This window comes from Photorhabdus africana, from assembly GCF_035181445.1.
GTDB lineage: Bacteria > Pseudomonadota > Gammaproteobacteria > Enterobacterales > Enterobacteriaceae > Photorhabdus > Photorhabdus laumondii.
Map to the genome: position 1 here is coordinate 39,992 of NZ_JAXBVE010000009.1, position 17,998 is coordinate 57,989.

18 protein-coding genes and 1 pseudogene are annotated in these 17,998 nt (G+C 42.8%); 5 read left to right on the forward strand and 14 right to left on the reverse strand.

Features of this window, described 5'->3' with window-relative positions; all coding sequences use genetic code 11:
• The first annotated feature begins 91 nt into the window (after nucleotides 1-91).
• The 4 genes from SLS51_RS07230 to SLS51_RS07245 are packed head-to-tail and all read left to right on the forward strand — an operon-like array spanning nucleotide 92 to nucleotide 3,365.
• The gene (locus SLS51_RS07230) at nucleotides 92-388 is read left to right on the forward strand and encodes an addiction module antidote protein (protein WP_323836862.1); all 297 of its coding nucleotides are present in this window, start codon (nucleotides 92-94) and stop codon (nucleotides 386-388) included.
• Entirely contained in the window at nucleotides 385-1,347 is a 963-nt protein-coding gene (locus tag SLS51_RS07235; protein ID WP_323836864.1) for an ABC-three component system protein, read from the forward strand. The genes SLS51_RS07230 and SLS51_RS07235 overlap by 4 nt, the downstream gene beginning before the upstream one ends.
• Nucleotides 1,331-1,582, forward strand: coding sequence for an ABC-three component system middle component 8 (locus tag SLS51_RS07240; RefSeq protein ID WP_323836867.1), 252 nt, complete (start codon nucleotides 1,331-1,333; stop codon nucleotides 1,580-1,582). The genes SLS51_RS07235 and SLS51_RS07240 overlap by 17 nt, the downstream gene beginning before the upstream one ends.
• The gene (locus SLS51_RS07245) at nucleotides 1,569-3,365 is read left to right on the forward strand and encodes a DUF2326 domain-containing protein (protein ID WP_323836868.1); all 1,797 of its coding nucleotides are present in this window, start codon (nucleotides 1,569-1,571) and stop codon (nucleotides 3,363-3,365) included. Before SLS51_RS07240 ends, SLS51_RS07245 begins: the two co-directional genes overlap by 14 nt.
• 399 nt (nucleotides 3,366-3,764) lie before the next feature.
• Here the strand turns inward: SLS51_RS07245 and SLS51_RS07250 are convergent.
• From SLS51_RS07250 to trmJ, 11 genes and pseudogenes are all read right to left on the reverse strand, one after another.
• Nucleotides 3,765-4,157: pseudogene (locus SLS51_RS07250) on the reverse strand (enhanced serine sensitivity protein SseB C-terminal domain-containing protein); the annotation flags it as partial.
• A gap of 66 nt (nucleotides 4,158-4,223) precedes the next feature.
• On the reverse strand, nucleotides 4,224-5,519 hold the full coding sequence (pepB, locus tag SLS51_RS07255) for an aminopeptidase PepB (RefSeq protein WP_323836870.1): 1,296 nt from the start codon (nucleotides 5,517-5,519) through the stop codon (nucleotides 4,224-4,226).
• Between the two features lie 376 nt (nucleotides 5,520-5,895).
• Nucleotides 5,896-6,096 carry a Fe-S cluster assembly protein IscX gene (iscX, locus tag SLS51_RS07260; protein WP_323836872.1) on the reverse strand — a complete coding sequence of 67 codons (201 nt, stop codon included), beginning with the start codon at nucleotides 6,094-6,096 and terminating at the stop codon, nucleotides 5,896-5,898.
• 18 nt (nucleotides 6,097-6,114) lie between these two features.
• The gene (gene fdx / locus SLS51_RS07265) at nucleotides 6,115-6,450 is read right to left on the reverse strand and encodes an ISC system 2Fe-2S type ferredoxin (RefSeq protein ID WP_323836874.1); all 336 of its coding nucleotides are present in this window, start codon (nucleotides 6,448-6,450) and stop codon (nucleotides 6,115-6,117) included.
• Between the two features lie 2 nt (nucleotides 6,451-6,452).
• On the reverse strand, nucleotides 6,453-8,303 hold the full coding sequence (hscA, locus tag SLS51_RS07270; protein ID WP_323836876.1) for a Fe-S protein assembly chaperone HscA: 1,851 nt from the start codon (nucleotides 8,301-8,303) through the stop codon (nucleotides 6,453-6,455).
• A gap of 11 nt (nucleotides 8,304-8,314) precedes the next feature.
• Nucleotides 8,315-8,836, reverse strand: a complete 522-nt coding sequence (gene hscB / locus SLS51_RS07275) for a co-chaperone HscB (RefSeq protein ID WP_323836879.1) — start codon at nucleotides 8,834-8,836, stop codon at nucleotides 8,315-8,317.
• 37 nt (nucleotides 8,837-8,873) lie between these two features.
• Entirely contained in the window at nucleotides 8,874-9,197 is a 324-nt protein-coding gene (gene iscA, locus SLS51_RS07280; protein ID WP_113041710.1) for an iron-sulfur cluster assembly protein IscA, read from the reverse strand.
• A gap of 227 nt (nucleotides 9,198-9,424) precedes the next feature.
• Entirely contained in the window at nucleotides 9,425-9,811 is a 387-nt protein-coding gene (gene iscU, locus SLS51_RS07285; protein ID WP_323836881.1) for a Fe-S cluster assembly scaffold IscU, read from the reverse strand.
• A 24-nt stretch (nucleotides 9,812-9,835) separates the two neighbouring features.
• Nucleotides 9,836-11,050: an IscS subfamily cysteine desulfurase gene (locus SLS51_RS07290; RefSeq protein ID WP_323836883.1), complete on the reverse strand. Its 1,215-nt coding sequence runs from the start codon at nucleotides 11,048-11,050 to the stop codon at nucleotides 9,836-9,838.
• Between the two features lie 49 nt (nucleotides 11,051-11,099).
• The gene (iscR, locus tag SLS51_RS07295) at nucleotides 11,100-11,594 is read right to left on the reverse strand and encodes a Fe-S cluster assembly transcriptional regulator IscR (protein ID WP_323836885.1); all 495 of its coding nucleotides are present in this window, start codon (nucleotides 11,592-11,594) and stop codon (nucleotides 11,100-11,102) included.
• An 86-nt stretch (nucleotides 11,595-11,680) separates the two neighbouring features.
• Nucleotides 11,681-12,406 (reverse strand): tRNA (cytosine(32)/uridine(32)-2'-O)-methyltransferase TrmJ, encoded by a 726-nt coding sequence (gene trmJ / locus SLS51_RS07300; protein WP_323836887.1) that lies wholly within the window; start codon nucleotides 12,404-12,406, stop codon nucleotides 11,681-11,683.
• 133 nt (nucleotides 12,407-12,539) lie between these two features.
• Here trmJ and suhB point away from each other — a divergent pair, with 133 nt between their 5' ends.
• Nucleotides 12,540-13,343, forward strand: coding sequence for an inositol-1-monophosphatase (gene suhB, locus SLS51_RS07305; protein ID WP_323836889.1), 804 nt, complete (start codon nucleotides 12,540-12,542; stop codon nucleotides 13,341-13,343).
• A gap of 227 nt (nucleotides 13,344-13,570) precedes the next feature.
• Here suhB and treC read toward each other — a convergent pair whose 3' ends face one another.
• The 3 genes from treC to treR form a co-directional block, all read right to left on the reverse strand.
• Nucleotides 13,571-15,232, reverse strand: a complete 1,662-nt coding sequence (treC, locus tag SLS51_RS07310) for an alpha,alpha-phosphotrehalase (RefSeq protein WP_323836891.1) — start codon at nucleotides 15,230-15,232, stop codon at nucleotides 13,571-13,573.
• A 99-nt stretch (nucleotides 15,233-15,331) separates the two neighbouring features.
• Nucleotides 15,332-16,753, reverse strand: coding sequence for a PTS trehalose transporter subunit IIBC (gene treB, locus SLS51_RS07315; RefSeq protein WP_323836893.1), 1,422 nt, complete (start codon nucleotides 16,751-16,753; stop codon nucleotides 15,332-15,334).
• Between the two features lie 148 nt (nucleotides 16,754-16,901).
• Nucleotides 16,902-17,849 carry a trehalose operon repressor TreR gene (gene treR / locus SLS51_RS07320; protein ID WP_323836895.1) on the reverse strand — a complete coding sequence of 316 codons (948 nt, stop codon included), beginning with the start codon at nucleotides 17,847-17,849 and terminating at the stop codon, nucleotides 16,902-16,904.
• Nucleotides 17,850-17,998 lie beyond the last annotated feature (149 nt).

Sequence of the window (17,998 nt, forward strand, 5' to 3'; positions counted from 1 at the left end):
AGTTGCTCAGCTAAGATTATTATTTATTATTTGTATCTTTTAAACTACAGTACTCTAACTTCTGATAACAAGTTAAAAGGGGGCAGGAAAATTGGGTAAGTCTGTAAAAAACAAGAGTGCTATTGGACACCTTAGCCCAGAATTGAATGAGAGCAGGAAAACTCAAGATGTTCGTTTGTTACTGGAAACTGCAAGACAAGTTGCCAAGGCTCATGGTGGATTCTCCTTTATTGCCAAAGAGACTGGTTTATCTAGAGAATCTCTCTACAAAGCACTCTCAGCAACAGGGAATCCGACCATAAGAACTCTGTGTTCATCATTAAATGCGATTGGAATGCGGCTTGAAATTATCCCTATTAAACCAACAGGGGAATTTATAGATAAATGAAGTATGCTTATGAAGATTTGGGTGACGACCAATTTGAGCAACTGATCGTTTTTTTATGCCAAGAACTACATGGGATTGCCGTACAAGGCTTCTCGAAAGGCCCCGATGGCGGCAGAGATGCCAAGTTTATAGGTACCAGTGCTCTTTATCCCAGCATATCTGCACCTTGGAGTGGCACCATCATTATCCAAGCAAAACATACTAACGGGTACAACAAGCTCTTTTCGGAATCTGATTTCTACAATCCTGATGGCAACTCAAGTGTTTTAAGTAAAGAAATTGTCAGGATTAAAAAGCTACGAAATGCGAAACAATTAGATCACTACATGTTGTTTTCTAACAGGCGGCTGGCAGGTAATGCAGAAAGTGAGATAAGATCCTATTTAGCAAAAGAGTGCGATATACCCGAATCCTCTATTTGCCTTTGTGGTATAGAATTATTGGAAACATGGCTTAAATCTTTTCCGAAGGTTGCTGGGAGAGCTGCTCTTGATCCGGTGGACTCCCCTTTAATCGTAAGCCCCGACGATCTTTCTGATGTTGTATACGCTTTAGCGGCTCAGCAAAAAAAAGGTTTATCTACGAAAGACGATCCACCAACCCCCAGAATACCCTATAGTCAGAAAAACCAAATTAACAACATGAGCAACGAATATGCTGAAATATTAAGAAGAAGATATTTGAAAGAGACAGCTCAGATTAAAGCTTTTCTGGCTGCACCAGAAAATGCAGAAATTATGCAGCTCTATGAAAATGTAGTTGAAGAGTTTCAACTTAAAATAATTGCAAAAAGAAAGGAATATCAAAACTTTGATAGCGTAATGAATTACCTTTTCGATCTTCTTTTTGGAAGGGATCCTGTTCTAAAAAAGCATAGACGACTTACTAAAATAATGCTTTTTTACATGTATTGGAATTGCGACATCGGTAGTGAAGAAGAATATGCTGCGACCAACTAAACATTCCCATCCAGACAGAACAGTAATCAATGTTGCTTTGATTATTATTTCACGTCTTAAAGGATTGAGAATTGAGAATTATAGCGACCTGCTGAGCTATACAAAGAAAGCAGTTTCCGGTGGTGATGTATTGTTTCTCCCAGCTCTAAACTTTTTATTTATTATGGGTATCATTGAATATCGTTCTAAAACTGATGCCATTGAATATGTAGCTAATAACAATGAAACTATCTAAGATTTATTCAAACAAGCCATCTCTTTTTGAGCCCATTGCTTTTCACGAAGGGCTTAATGTTATATATGGTGAAATTCGGCTCCCAGAAAACAAAGAAAAAGACACACATAATCTAGGGAAAAGCACATTGGGTCGTGTGATAGACTTCGCACTATTATCTAGGCGAAATACAGACTTTTTCCTATTTAAACACCCTGACATATTTAATCAGTTTGTCTTTTTTCTTGAGATCGAACTAAAAGATTCAAGTTTCTTGACTATCCGTAGGGATGTTGCCCAACCCTCGAAGATATGCTTCAAGAAACATCAAGAAAAAAATCAAGATTACTCTCTTTTGCCTACAGATCAATGGGATCATGAAGATGTCTCTTTTGATAAAGCCAAAGAGCTGCTAGATAGTTTACTTGATCTTAGCGTGATAAAACCCTGGAGTTACCGCAATAGTCTTGGATACCTTATTCGATCTCAGGATGATTATAGCGATGTTTTCCAATTGAGAAAGTTTCGTTCCAAAGATGCATCATGGAAGCCCTATCTCTCTCATATACTCGGATTTAATGCAGAGCTTATAAAAGAACACTATAAAAAAGAAAAAGCTCTGGAAGAGAAACAGACAACTGAAAAAGCGGTAAAGAAAGAGTTGGGGGGGTCACTCGAAGACATCAGTAAAGTTGAAGGCATTTTGCTATTAAAGAAGAAAGATGCGGAGAAGAAACAGGAACTTCTTGATGCGTTTGATTTTCGACAACAAGACAAAGAGAAAACAAAAGTACTTGTTGAAGAGATAGATGAAGAGATCGCAAGTCTTAATCAGGAAAGATATTCGTTAAATCAGAATAGAAAGAAAATCCTAAAATCCTTAGAGGAGGATAAAGTTTTATTCAATACTGAAGAAGCTGAAAAGCTTTTCAATGAGGCAGGCGTGCTTTTTAGCGGTCAGATAAAAAAGGACTTCGAACAACTGTTAGGATTTAATAAAGCGATAACTGAAGAACGATTTGGATATCTGACTGAAGAAAAGTCAGAAATTGAAGCCAAATTGAGAAGCATAAACACTAGGCTAAACGAACTAGGAAAACGTCGTTCGAAAAGTTTGTCATTCTTAAGTGACACAGAGGTTTTTTCCAAATATAAAATTCTCTCAAGAGAACTCGTTTCCTTACGTGCGGATATTGAAACTCTAGAGAGACAAAAGGCACATCTACACAAGTTGCAAGAGCTTAGAACTAAAATTCGATCGCTTTCCGAAGAGTGTAGTCATTTACAATCCAAAATTGAGAATAATGTTGAGTCTCAGAACTCCGATCAAGCTAGCATTTTCTCTCAAATTCGGCTCTATTTTAGTGAAATTGTTGATACTGTCATTAGCCGTAAAGCATTACTCAGTGTATCTCCAAATCGAGAGGGACACTTGCAATTTAAAGCGGAAATTCTTGATGAATCAGGCAACGCAACGAGTGCAGATTTAGGACATACTTATAGAAAGCTGCTATGTATCGCTTTTGATTTATCTGTACTAAGAGCTCATAAAGATGAGAAATTTCCTCATTTTGCCTTTCATGATGGAATATTCGAGTCTTTGGATAATAGAAAGAAAGAGAATTTATTGGCTATTTTACGTGATTACGTTGAACTAGGTATTCAGTCTGTTATCACACTAATAGATTCAGATCTTCCTACTAGATCTCCTAAAGAGCTGCCAGTGTTTGACAGTACAGAAATTGTTCTTCAACTGCATGACGAAGGAGAATCTGGTCGGCTTTTCAAGTTAAAAACCTGGTAAAAGTTATTGAGCTTGACTACCAGATACAGATAAAGCTGCTATATCCGTTATCTTTCAAGTTGCCTTTTTGTTGGCTGTACTCGCTCATCCCGGTCACATAGTTCACTATGCTCCCGGGGATTCGCGCCCTTGCCATCTCAATGCATCTTAAAATCCATAGGATATAGTTGCTTAGAGTGCCAGAAGGGAACCATTGAACTAAAATATAGCAACCAAAACTCCCCAATTCTGTGAATTATTCTCAAAAAATTGAACAAGTTAAACTACTGGATTACCAAGGTCTGAGCCCTATATTTTACTGGGCTCAGACTCTTTAATTCTTACTTGATTCGATAATGGTTGTGGTAATAAATAGGAGACTTCAATTCTACCGACAATTATATTATCACCGCTAAATAATCACTTATTCATAACCGGAATGCTTCCACGTAACCAACTGCCTAATTTACGCTGGTAAAATGGCTGCGTATGCTGAATCAAATAGTGACTAATGCCACTCTCTTTTTCATCAACTAAACAGAAGTCAATCGGCTCTTCTTCCGATGTGTATTCACACGCAATCGTGCCCGCTTCATGGATCAGTTGTTCAATTTCGTCTGCGGTGCCATTTATTTCCAGCCCAATTAATAAGTTGGGGGTTTCATCCACATTTTTATCATGAGCTTGAATGATAAAAGCACGGCGAACAGGTTTACGTTGGCTAAATAAACTGACCAAAGCTTCAATGAGCTGCGAAGGATATTCTTCCGGTTGGCTAAGTGTTAGCTTACTACCACTTGGAACATCAATTTCAACCGAAATTAATTCACTTAATGAACCCATAAAAATCTCCAATCAGTTTTTTTAGATAAAATAAATTTATTTCGCCTTCGCCAACAATAAATTAGCAATTGAACGAACGCCATAACCCGTTGCCCCAGCGGACCAATGTTCTACCGCGGATTTACGATAAGTTGCCGAGCAATCAATGTGAATCCAACCTTTTTGGTATGCTTCCACAAAGTGAGACAGGAAAGCCGCCGCGGTGCTAGCACCCGCAGTATGCGATGACGCAGCAACGTTGTTCAAGTCAGCAAAATTCGATGGCAATTGGCTACGATGGAATTCAGCTAATGGTAAACGCCAGAACAGTTCATTCTCGGATGCCGCCGCCGCCAACAGATCAGCCGCCAGTTTGTCATCAAAGCTGAGTACAGAGTGGTAGTCATTACCCACAGCCGTTTTCGCTGCACCGGTCAAGGTTGCCGCATCAATGATTAATTTCGCTTTCTCTTTACTGGCATCAATTAAACCATCAGCCAGCACCAGACGACCTTCCGCATCCGTATTCATCACTTCAACAGATTTGCCATTACGGTAATGAATAACATCACCCAGTTTAAAGGCGTTACCACTGACCATGTTATCCGCTATGCAGAGGAACAGTTTAACTCGCTGTTTCAAGCCACGACTGATTGCCAGCGCCAATGCACCTGTCAGAGTTGCGGCTCCCCCCATATCCGATTTCATGGAATCCATAAAGGAAGATTGTTTCAGGCTGTAGCCGCCAGTATCAAATGTGACGCCTTTACCTACCAGACAGGCAAACACCGGCGCTTGCGGGTTGCCAGTTGGGTTGTAATCCAACGCCAATAAGATCGGATCACGAGAAGAACCACGGCCAACGGTGTGAATACCCGTATAACCCTGCTCACGTAAATCTTCGCCTTTAATAATGCGATAACTTACTGATTCACAAGCCATACCACACATCAGGTCAATCGCACGCTTCGCCAATTGTTCCGGCCCAAGCTCTTCCGCTGACATGTTGATGGTGTCACGCACCCAATCAATAATTTTAATTCTGCTTTCCAGCTCCTGTTTTTCAGCCGCAGGCAATTGAGGCCATTCGATAGAACGATTACCTTTCGGCGCACGAAATCCCTGCCAGAAAGCCCAACTTTTCTCTAAATCCCAACCTTCGCCAACCAGAGCCACATGACGAATTCCCTGCCCGTCAATTTTACGTCCGGCACGTTGAACCGCCCCTAATTTACCTTTACCAACCAGGTGAATCATCACCCCTTGCTCACTAGAACTCATCAGCGCTTTTTCACCCCAGCAGGCTGCTGCTGGTTCATAAGACAGTGTTATTGGCATGATTTGTTTAGTCATTCTTTTCTCGCCTCTTATTATTACCGCTTGATGGCAGTGAGGAGCTTATTCAAGCTTCTATACCCGTTATCTTTCAAGTTGCCTCTTTGTTGGCTGCACTCACTCACCCCGGTCACATAGTTTGCTATGCTCCCGGGGATTCGCTCCCTTGCCGCCGCGATCCATCTTGAAATCCATTGGGTATATACCCGTTATCTTTCAAGTTGCCTCTTTGTTGGCTGCACTCGCTTACCCCGGTCACATCGTTACCTATGCTCCCAGGGATTCGCTCGCCTGCCAGATATTCATCCTACAAAAAAACCGGCCAAAGCCAGTTTTTCAGAAGTTCAGCCTAACTTAAAACGATGACAGACAAATAACAAATTAATGCTATTTGTTATTCAAACTCATCCAACCAAACAAGCAGAATCGCTTCTAAAATCTTTTCATTGGATTTTTCAGGCGCATCATCAAAATCGTCCAGTTCACAAACCCATTGGTGCATATCAGTAAAGCGAACGGTTTTTGGGTCCACCTCTGGAAATTTGTCATATAGCGCTTCACCGATTTCACGGCTGTTAGACCATTTCAGGCTCATTTATTTTTCTCCTGCCAATCAGTGCTCACGGGCATGGTTAATGGTGTATTTTGGAATTTCCACCACCAAATCTTCGTCAGAAACTTTAGCCTGACAACTCAGACGACTTTCCGGTTCCAGCCCCCAAGCTTTATCCAGCATGTCATCTTCCAGTTCAGAACTCTCTTCCAGTGAATCGAAACCTTCACGAACGATGCAATGGCAAGTTGTGCAAGCACAGGATTTTTCACAAGCATGCTCAATTTCAATCCCATTGCGCAATGCAACATTCAGAATGGATTCCCCCTCATTGGCTTCCAGAACTGCACCATCAGGGCAAAGATCGTTATGAGGTAAAAATACAATTTTCGGCATAATTAAATCTCGTCCACAGAATGGCCCGCCAACGCCCGACGAATAGATGAATCCATCCGGCGTGCAGCGAATTCCTGCGTTTGCTTATCCAGTTGTTTAATCGCGTTTTCAATAATTTCAGGATCATTGCCCTGAACGCTTGTTATAAGTGTTTCTACGGCAGCATCAATTGCCGCCTGTTCTTGTTCATTCAGTAGATCAGCATCTTTTTCTAACGCACTGGTGACACTTTCCAGTACCCGTGCCGCTTCAACTTTTTGTTCTGCCAGTTGGCGGGCACTGATATCTTCCCGAGCATTTGCCATAGAATCTTTTATCATACGAGCAATTTCTTTATCAGATAAGCCATAGGAAGGCTTCACCTGAATAGAAGCTTCGACGCCAGTGGATTTCTCCAACGCACTGACACTCAGCAAGCCATCAGCATCTACCTGGAAAGTGACCCGGATATGGGCCCCACCAGCCGGTAATGGCGGAATACCACGCAAGGTAAAACGGGCCAGTGAACGGCAATCACTGACCAATTCTCTTTCCCCTTGCACCACATGAATACTCATTGCACTCTGGCCGTCTTTGAAGGTGGTGAATTCCTGCGCTTTGGCAACCGGAATGGTCGTGTTACGTGGGATAACTTTTTCCACCAAGCCCCCCATCGTTTCCAGCCCAAGTGAAAGCGGAATCACATCCAACAGCAGCATGTCGCTATCTGGCTTGTTACCCACCAGAATATCCGCCTGAATCGAAGCACCCACAGCCACCACTTTATCTGGATCAATGGAAGTTAGTGGTTCACGACCAAAGAATTCGCCAACCCTATGACGAACCAACGGTACACGGGTTGAACCACCCACCATAACCACCTGTAGAACCTCATCCGCAGAGACTTCTGCATCTTTCAATGCCCGGCGACTTGCCAGTAAAGTCCGCTTTATCAACGGGGTTATCAGGGCTTCAAATTCACAACGGGTGATTTTACCTTGCCAGCCAGCAATGTTTATCTCTGCAATATCAGCATCACTCAAGATGATTTTTACCTGAGTAGCCATATCCAGTAGCTGACGTTGCAAACTATGGTCATCTCGATTGTCAATCCGCGCCTGTTCACGGATCCAGTCAGCCAGTATTAAATCGAAATCATCACCGCCAAGGGCTGTATCACCACCCGTTGCCAGCACCTCAAAGACACCACGGCTTAGCCGGAGAATAGAAACGTCAAATGTTCCGCCACCTAAATCATAAACGGCGATCACACCTTCCTGACCAGAATCCAGTCCATAAGCAATCGCAGCCGCAGTCGGTTCATTAAGTAAGCGCAAAACATGTAACCCGGCTAAACGCGCCGCATCTTTTGTTCCCTGACGCTGTGCATCATCAAAGTAGGCAGGAACAGTGATCACTACACCATCAAGCTTACCATCCAGTGTTTCTTCTGCACGCTGCGCCAGCGATTTAAGAATATCAGAGGAAACCTGAATAGGATCGACCAAACCCGTTGCGGTGTTGATTAACGGCAACCCGTTTTCACTCGCTTGAAATTGATAAGGAAGATTTGGATAACGTTGCTGAATGTCAGCCAGAGAGCGTCCCATCATACGTTTTACTGAGCTGATGGTATTCGCAGGATCACACGCAGCCTGTTGACGGGCCTGCCAACCAATGTCAAGCCCCTTTTCATGGTAGCGAACAACCGAAGGAAGCAGGTAACGATCTTCACTATCCATCAATGTTTCCGCTTGCCCACTGCGAACAGTGGCAACTAATGAATGTGTCGTGCCTAAATCAATACCGACAGCTAAACGACGTTGATGTGGTGCAGCGGATAAACCCGGCTCGCTAATTTGTAATAAAGCCATATACGCCTTCCTTAAAAGTCGTCCAGTAAACGTTCTTCTAGTTGCTCAACCTGCTGTTGCAATTTATCCAAAAAACGTAATTTACGCACCGTATCGGCTGCTTGCTCCCACAGCTGTTCATCCAATTGCTGCACCATTAGCTGACTACGGGTTTTAATCATCCTATTCAGGCGAGCAGCAAAATCAGCCAATGCCACTTCTGCATTGGTTTCACTGGCAATACATTCCAATTCTTCCCGCAACATAAGCTGTTCCATCAGGAAAGCATTGTCATTCATGGTGTGCTGTTCATTGGCTAAATCAAAACCATGCAGAGAGAGCATATATTCAGCGCGTTTCAGTGGATGTTTAAGCGTTTGATAACCGTCATTGATAGTCACTGCCTGCTGCAATGCCAGCGTTTTTTCACGCTCTGGCTGACTAGCAAAGCGATCCGGATGAAACTGACGCTGCAATTCTTGATAACAGCTTGCCAGTTGTTCTCGATCAACAGCATAACGAGCCGGCAGCCCAAATAAAGTGAAATAGTCCATAATCTAAACTTACTCTGGATTTGGCCGAAAAACGGAATTAAACGTTAAAACTCTCTCCACAACCACATTCGCTGGAAACATTTGGGTTGTTGAATTTAAAGCCTTCGTTAAGGCCCTCTTTAACAAAATCCAGTTCCGTACCGTCGAGATAGACCATGCTCTTGCCATCTATGATAACTTTGACACCCTTATCTTCAAACACAGTGTCATCTTCGTTAATCATATCGGCAAATTCAAGCAGATAGGCCATACCTGAGCAGCCTGATGTTCTGACGCCCAGACGCAAACCAACACCTTTTCCACGGTGACTCAGGAATGACGAAACGCGTTGTGCGGCACTTTCTGTAAGGGAAATTGACATACAACAACCTCACTTATTAAAACCAGCAAAGGCGGATACCGGATGGTATGTAACAACCCGTATCCACCAAATTTTTTTCTATACCCGTTATCTTTCAAGTTGTCTCTTTGTTGGCCGCACTCGCTCACCCCGGTCACATAGTCATCTATGCTCTCGGGGATTCACTCCCTTGCCGTCGCGATGCATCTTGAAATCCATAGGGTATATCTTGTTATTATCAAGGGCCGTTATCCGCCCTGGCGTTTACTTTTGTAATCCGCAATCGCTGCTTTAATCGCATCTTCTGCCAGAATAGAGCAGTGGATTTTCACTGGCGGCAGTTCTAATTCATCTGCAATTTCAGTATTTTTAATCGCTTCTGCCTGCTCCAGAGATTTGCCCTTCATCCATTCAGTGACTAAAGAGCTGGAAGCAATCGCAGAACCGCAACCGTAAGTTTTGAAACGCGCATCTTCAATAATGCCTTCATTATTGACTTTGATTTGCAGTTTCATTACATCACCACACGCAGGGGCACCGACCATGCCGCTGCCAACCATGGGATCTTCACTATCGAAAGAACCGACGTTACGTGGATTTTCATAGTGATCAATTACTTTTTCGCTGTAAGCCATGTTATTACTCCTGAAACCGTCTGATTAATGATGAGACCATTCGATACTATTTAGATCCACACCTTGTCTAAACATTTCCCACAGTGGAGAAAGTTCACGCAGGCGGCCAATAGATTTGTGAATCAATTCAATGGCATAGTCGATCTCTTCTTCTGTCGTAAAGCGCCCTAAAGAGAAACGGATAGAGCTGTGAGCCAGTTCGTCATTCATCCCCAACGCACGCAATACGTAGGAAGGCTCCAAGCTGGCAGAAGTACATGCAGAACCCGAAGAAACCGCCAGATCTTTTAATGACATCATCAGTGATTCACCTTCAACATAGTTGAAGCTGACATTCAGAATATGCGGCGCACCGTGCTCTAAATCTCCGTTGAGGAAGACCTCTTCGATATCTTTGATACCCTGCCACAGGCGCAACCGCAGACCACGCAGACGCTGAGATTCACTCTCCATTTCCTGCTTGGCAATACGGTAAGCTTCCCCCATCCCCACAATCTGATGAACAGGCAAAGTACCAGAACGCATCCCACGTTCATGACCGCCACCATGTTGTTGTGCTTCAATACGAATGCGGGGTTTACGGCGGACGTACAGTGCGCCAATCCCCATCGGCCCGTAAATTTTATGGGCGGAGAAAGACATCAGATCGACTTTCAATTTGGTTAAGTCAATTGGCAGCTTGCCTACGCTCTGAGTCGCATCAACATGGAAAACAATACCGCGACTACGGCACATTTCACCGATAGCGGCAATATCCTGTACTACACCAATTTCATTGTTAACATGCATGATAGAAATCAGAATAGTGTCATCACGCACCGCGGCTTCCAGATCGTTTAAATCAATCACCCCGTTGCTCTGAGGTGCCAAATAAGTAACTTCAAACCCTTCGCGTTCTAATTGACGGCAAGTATCCAGCACCGCTTTATGTTCGGTTTTGCTGGTGATGATGTGTTTGCCCTTTTTCTGGTAAAAATTAGCCGCCCCTTTAATGGCAAGATTGTCAGATTCCGTTGCGCCAGAAGTAAAAACAATTTCTCGCGGATCCGCACCGACTAAATCAGCAATCTGATTACGGGCAATATCAACCGCTTCTTCAGCCTGCCAGCCAAAACGATGTGAACGAGAAGCGGGGTTACCAAATATCCCGTCCCTGGTCAGATAGTTCATCATCTTTTCAGCAACACGCGGATCAACCGGTGTCGTTGCTGAGTAATCTAAATAAATGGGTAATTTCATTGCTCACATACTCCCTACTTCTAATACTTCAATTCATCACAAGTTCTGCTTATGGGCGCAGATTGACATTAATTGTTTCTTGTGCTCTGCCGTTAGGTGCACGGCGTTTATCGTTATCCTGGCGACCAGCAACATCCAATACTTCTTGGTTATTGACTAATTCTTCTAAACTGATACCGCTCAGGAAACCGATAATACGATCACTCAAATCGCGCCATAAAGCATGAGTCAGACAGCGATCACCGCCCTGACACCCTTCTCTACCCTGACAACGGGTAGCATCTACTGATTCATCAACTGCGAAAATCACTTCGGCAACAACAATTTCACTGGCATCTTTGCCCAACAAATAACCGCCACCCGGACCACGGACACTTGAAACCAGACCATTTTTGCGCAGGCGAGAAAATAACTGCTCAAGATAGGAGAGGGAAATACCCTGACGTTCAGAAATGTCGGCCAATGGTACCGGACCTTCTTGTGAGTGTAACGCCACATCAAGCATGGCTGTTACCGCATAACGCCCTTTAGATGTCAATCTCATAAATGAATTACCCCGTGGTGAAATATGAAGAAATTGTGTCATTCCTGAGTGTTTTAGTCAACTATTTAACCTAGTAATTTACTCAACTATTTCTTCGCCCATTTTTCAACGGAGGACAGGATGCCACGCAGAATATTCAGTTCCTGCATCTCAGGCCGGGCACGGGTAAAAAGACGCCTCAATCTATTCATTATTTGACCTGGGTGTGCTTTTCTAATGAAACCAGAATCATTTAACACACGTTCAAGATGATGATAAAAGCGTTCCATATCATTAGCTAATGGATACTCCACTTCATCGGTTTTTTGCTCAGTTTTATCCTGACGCGCCAAATAGGCCATACGGATTTCATAACTGACAAGCTGAACCGCCATTGCCAGATTTAATGAACCGTACTCCGAATTAGTTGGAATATTCAGATGATAATGGCACTTCTGCAATTCTTCATTGGTCAGCCCTACCCGCTCACGGCCAAAAACAATAGCAACCGGCGCATGTTCAGCTTGTTGAACACTATGTTCACCGCATTCACGAGGTTCGACCATCGGCCATGATAATGTTCTTGAACGGGCGCTGGTCCCAATCACCAAGCCGCAACCCGCCAGCGCTTTATCCAAACTATCGACAATCGTCGCATGACCAATAACATCACTAGCACCCGCAGAAAGTGCAATCGCATGAGAGTCTGGCTGAACCAAAGGATTAACCAGATAAAGATTAGTTAATCCCATTGTTTTCATTGCCCGGGCGGTTGACCCCATATTTCCGGTGTGGGAAGTTTCAACCAAAATAATGCGGATATTTTCTAACATGACAACTTCTGAATGGTCTGGATAGTTATAAGAGCCAAATATCTTAACACAGCATTAGTCATTTTTCCGAATTACTGCTATACTATGCGCCGATTAATTACCTGTTCTTTAACATCCTGGTGGAAGATATCCCATGCATCCGATGCTGACTATCGCCATACGCGCAGCGCGTAAAGCCGGCAACTTAATTGCCAAAAATTATGAAACTCCCGATGCGGTTGAAGCTAGCCAAAAAGGCAGTAACGATTTTGTTACCAATGTTGACAAAGCCGCAGAAGCACTCATTATCGACGTTATTCGCAAATCTTATCCCAAACACTCGATTATTACCGAAGAGAGTGGCGAGCTGCTAGGCGAAGAGGCTGATATTCAATGGGTAATCGATCCACTGGATGGCACGACTAACTTTATCAAACGCCTCCCTCACTTCGCCGTTTCTATTGCCGTACGCATTAAAGGCCGTACTGAAGTTGCAGTTGTTTATGACCCAATGCGTAATGAGCTTTTCACCTCAACCCGTGGTCAAGGGGCGCAGTTGAATGGCTACCGTCTGCGTGGCACCAATGCCCGTGATCTGGATGGCACTATTCTGGCAACAGGTTTCCCCTTCAAAGCAAAACATCATTCCACTGTTTTTATTAATACATTGGGTAAATTATTTGTTCATTGTGCTGACTTCCGTCGTACAGGTTCAGCGGCTCTGGATCTGGCTTATGTTGCGGCTGGTCGGGTGGATGGTTATTTTGAAATTGGCCTAAAACCGTGGGATTTTATGGGTGGCGAATTGTTAGTTCGTGAGTCTGGCGGTATCGTAACTGATTTCGTTGGCGGTCATAATTATATTCATTCTGGCAACATTGTTGCAGGTAATCCACGCGTTGTTAAAGATATTCTGTCTGAAATGCGTGATGAATTATCAGAAGCATTGAAACGTTAATTCCAGTAAATTCTATACCCTAAAGATTTCAAGATGCATCGCGACGGCAAGGGAGCGAATCCCCGGGAGCATAGCAAACTATGTGACCGGGGTGAGTGAGTGCAGCCAACAAAGAGGCAACTTGAAAGATGACGGGTATAAATAAGAATTGACAGATGGTAATTTAGGTAGACCGCAAAAAATGCGGTCTACCCTGCGATTCATTTAACTAACAACAAAGACCGTTGTTACTCCGCTAACCAATAAACAGCTTCATAAGGCCGTAGCTGCATATTTTTTGCCGGTAATTGGCTTTCAGGATAGTTCCCCATCAATTTAACCCATGAGCAATCGGATAAAGAAGCGTCCAGCGACCATTCCTGCACTTCAACACTGAGATTAGCAATAACCAACAACGTCTGATTTTCCCAACGACGCACATAGCACCAAAGAGAAGGATGAGATGGTAATAAATCTTCATAGCTGCCATAAGTCAATACAGGATATTCCTTACGCAGCTTGATTAAACGTGCATAACAATGAAAAACGGAATCCTCATCCTGCATAGCGTTTTCAGCATTCACATCTTGGTAATCACTATTCAGCGCTATCCACGGTTTCCCTTGAGTAAACCCTGCATTAGCAGTCGTATCCCACTGCATTGGCGTTCGCCCATTATCACGAGATTTCTTCGCTAAGACCGATAAGATTTGCTGTTTATCATTGCCCTGCTCAATCTTCTCTTGATAAATATTTAAACTTTCTATATCCCGGTAATCTTCAATATGAGAAAAGTGAGGGTTAGTCATTCCTAGCTCTTCCCCTTGATAGATATAAGGGGTTCCCTGCATACCATGCAGTACCATCGCTAACATTTTAGCGGACGGCACCCGCCAAACACCTTCACCGCCAAAGCGTGAAACAATACGGGGTTGATCGTGATTACACCAGAACAGCGCATTCCATGCCCGTTCATACATGCCTTGCTGCCACTTGGCAAAAATTTTCTTCAATTCAATAAAATCGGGTGGCGCTGCAACCCATTTTTCACCATTAGGGTAATCGACTTTTAAGTGATGAAAAGCAAAAACCATCGACAACTCTTCACCATCTAATGAAGAATAGCGATGACAATGTTCCAGTGAAGTAGAAGACATTTCCCCAACCGTCATCACTCCGGCTGGCTGGAATACTTCTCTGTTCATTTCTTGCAGAAATTCATGAATACGCGGGCCATCAGTGTAGAACTGACGCCCATCCCCCTGAGTTGACTCAGGAAAATCTTGCTGTTTAGAAACCAAGTTAATGACATCCAGACGAAAACCATCAACACCCAGGCCAGCCCAGAATTCACAAATCTTTTTCAGTTCAACCCGTACTGGCTCATGTTCCCAATTTAGATCAGCCTGCTCAACAGCAAACAGGTGCAAATAATACTGCTTGCTCGCTTCATGCCACGCCCAAGCATTGCCGCCAAATTTCGACAACCAATTATTAGGCGGGGTTCCAGGTACCCCATCCCGCCAAATGTAATATTGCCGATAAGGGCTATCAATATCTTGCGCTTGTTTAAACCAAGGATGTTGAGTCGAGGTATGGTTGAAAACAATATCCACGATGACACGGATATCACGTTGATGTGCCTCATCAACCAAACGCTTAAAATCATCCATTGAGCCGTAAGCCGGATCAATCGCATAATAATCAGCGACATCATAACCGTTATCTACCTGTGGTGAGAGGTAAAAAGGCGTCACCCAAATAGCATCTACGCCTAGTTTCTTCAAATAATCAAGCCGGTAAGTAATGCCATTAAGATCGCCTGTTCCGCTACCCGTCGTATCCTGAAAACTCTTAGGATATATCTGATAGATGACACCTTGTAACCACCACGGAATGATTTTGTCCATCAAAAACACCTTATCAATATATTTCCTGAATTAAATAACCATGAATTGAATAACCACATGGTTATTTTTATATCTGTTACTTGTGAAGATTTAGCCGCATTATTCAACAGCTAACATACCGGCCATATTCTTCTTTCGATAAACAATGGTCGTGAGAATCAACGGAACAATGATGGCGACAAGCATAGCTAACGCGTAAATTAGCCAAAATTGCGGTTTGATCGAAAGAATACCAGGCAGACCACCCACACCAATACCGTTTGCCAATACACCACCCAACCCACAAATCAACCCAGCTAAACCGGAACCAATCATGGCACAGAGCATAGGAAATCGATATTTAATGTTAATACCGTACATTGCTGGCTCAGTCACGCCCAAATAGGCGGAGATAGCCGCAGGTACGGATAATTCACGTTCATTATGCTTCTTGCTGACTAAAATAATACCAACAACCGCCGATCCCTGAGCAATATTGGATAATGCAATAATAGGCCAAATCGGTGTTCCACCTATACTTTGAACCATCTGCATATCTATGGCTAATGTGGTCTGATGTATACCGGTAATCACCAACGGCGCGTAAAAGAATCCAAATAAAGCTGCACCAAGAGGCGCAAAACTTCCGGTCATCAACGCCTTAACAACCCAAGCTACCCCATCACCCAGTAACCGACCAAATGGCCCAATAAGGCTATGTGCTAAAAAGGTTGCCAATATTAACGAAACTACCGGAACAATCACCAAATAGAGATAACTAGGAACCACCCGCTTTAACTGAACTTCAATCCACCCCAAAGTAATACCCGCCAAAAGTGACGGAATAACCTGCGCCTGATAACCCACTTTCCCAATCGTGAACAGGCCGAAATTCCATATATCAGGGATTTGTTGCCCTATGTGATAAGCGTTCATTAATTGTGGAGAGACCAGTGTTACTCCCAATATAATACCCAATATCGGTGTTCCACCCATCATCCTAACCGCCGACCAACAAATACCCACTGGCAGATAGAAAAATATTGCCTCTCCTAGCAGCCATAAAAAATCATATATCGTTTTCCAAACAGGATATATTTGAGCTAAAGTTTTGCCTTCACTAAAAGGAATATCACCAATAATGTTACGGAAACCTAGAATAAGCCCACCGCTAATTAATGCTGGTAAGAGAGGAAAAAATATTTCTGCAAACTTAGAAATGAAACGCTCTTGCCATTTCATGTTTTTCTTCTCAACCTGCTGTTTATCTTTTTTATTCAATTCAGATTGATCAAGATAACGATTTAAAACTTGATAATAATCACCAACATTCGTGCCTATCACTACCTGGAATTGCCCAGCATTGGTAAAACAGCCTTTAACCATCGATAAATTCTTTATCTCATCCGGCTTGGCTTTAACTGGTTCAACTAATATAAACCTCAATCGGGTAATACAATGAGTTACACTGGCTATATTTTCACAACCACCGATTAATGTAATTAGTTTTTCTATATCTTTAGAATTTATTTTGTTTTTCATAATAGCCAGTCATCATAAGTTAGTATCAATTACTAATTAGCACGCTTAGTAAACTAATTTCATCCTAATATCATTTGGTTATGCTTGTCATGGGAACGTTCCCAAAAATGGGTTGAAGATCACATTGAGACGGAAATATTTCTTATTTTTAAGCCAACTTACTCGGAATGATTACTTTTTGTTTGAGGTATTGACAATTTATCTGAGCAATTAATTGACCAGCCGCATACTTACCCGCCTCACTATAACCCAAATCAATAGAAATCGTGTTAGGGTATAAAAAATTCAATAACGGTGTATTACCAATGCTACCTATTTGTATATCTTCCCGATTATTTTGCTGCAAATATTTATATGCACCTAATGCCAAACTATCGGTTGCACAGATTAAAGCTGTTGTTTTCTCTCTCAATACCTTATTAACATGCTGAAACCCACTCTGATAGCTTAAATCACATTGAACAGAAAGCGGGCGCAAATATTGCTGTTCACAACACGTTAAATAAGATTGATGGCGAAGAAAACCTGTCGTGGTATCACAATCATCTACGCCAAGAAAACTAATATCTCTGTGCCCCCGCCGATAGAATTCATTCATCAATAAACGGACAGCACCAATATCGTCATAACATACAGAAGAAAAACCGGTATATTCACGGGCAAATACCACCATTTTGTCACGCCAAGGGAAGAGGGACTCTTCTGATAATCCAGTAAAACCGAACAAAATAATGCCATCTGCATGACGTAATGCCAACTGACGTAGATGTTCCTGTAAAAGCTGTGGATCAAAATTGCTTTCCATAATAATGGGGTCGTAACCACGCTGGTAAAACAGGGGTAACATGGCACTTATCGATAAATTCTCTGAAAAAGATCCCAGACGCGACACAATTAACGCAATGATTTTGTCACTCTTTACTCGCATCGCTCTTGCTGATTTAGAAGGAATAAAATTATTTTGTTGGATAATCGTTTCAACTCTTTCACGTACTTGTGGGCTTACACTATTCTCATTGTTTAATACTCGCGAGACGGTTGATTTACCGACATTAGCCAAGCGAGCGATATCTTTTATTGTTAATTTATTCGACATGATATCTCATAAAAATATTATTGAGGTATTTACTGCCTATCCCAATAGGGCTATTTTATTTGCCATTTTGAACTTGGGCAGTGCTCAAAATCCTCACGTACTACGTGTACGCTCCGGTTTTTCCGCGCTGTCCGTGTTCAAACTGCCTG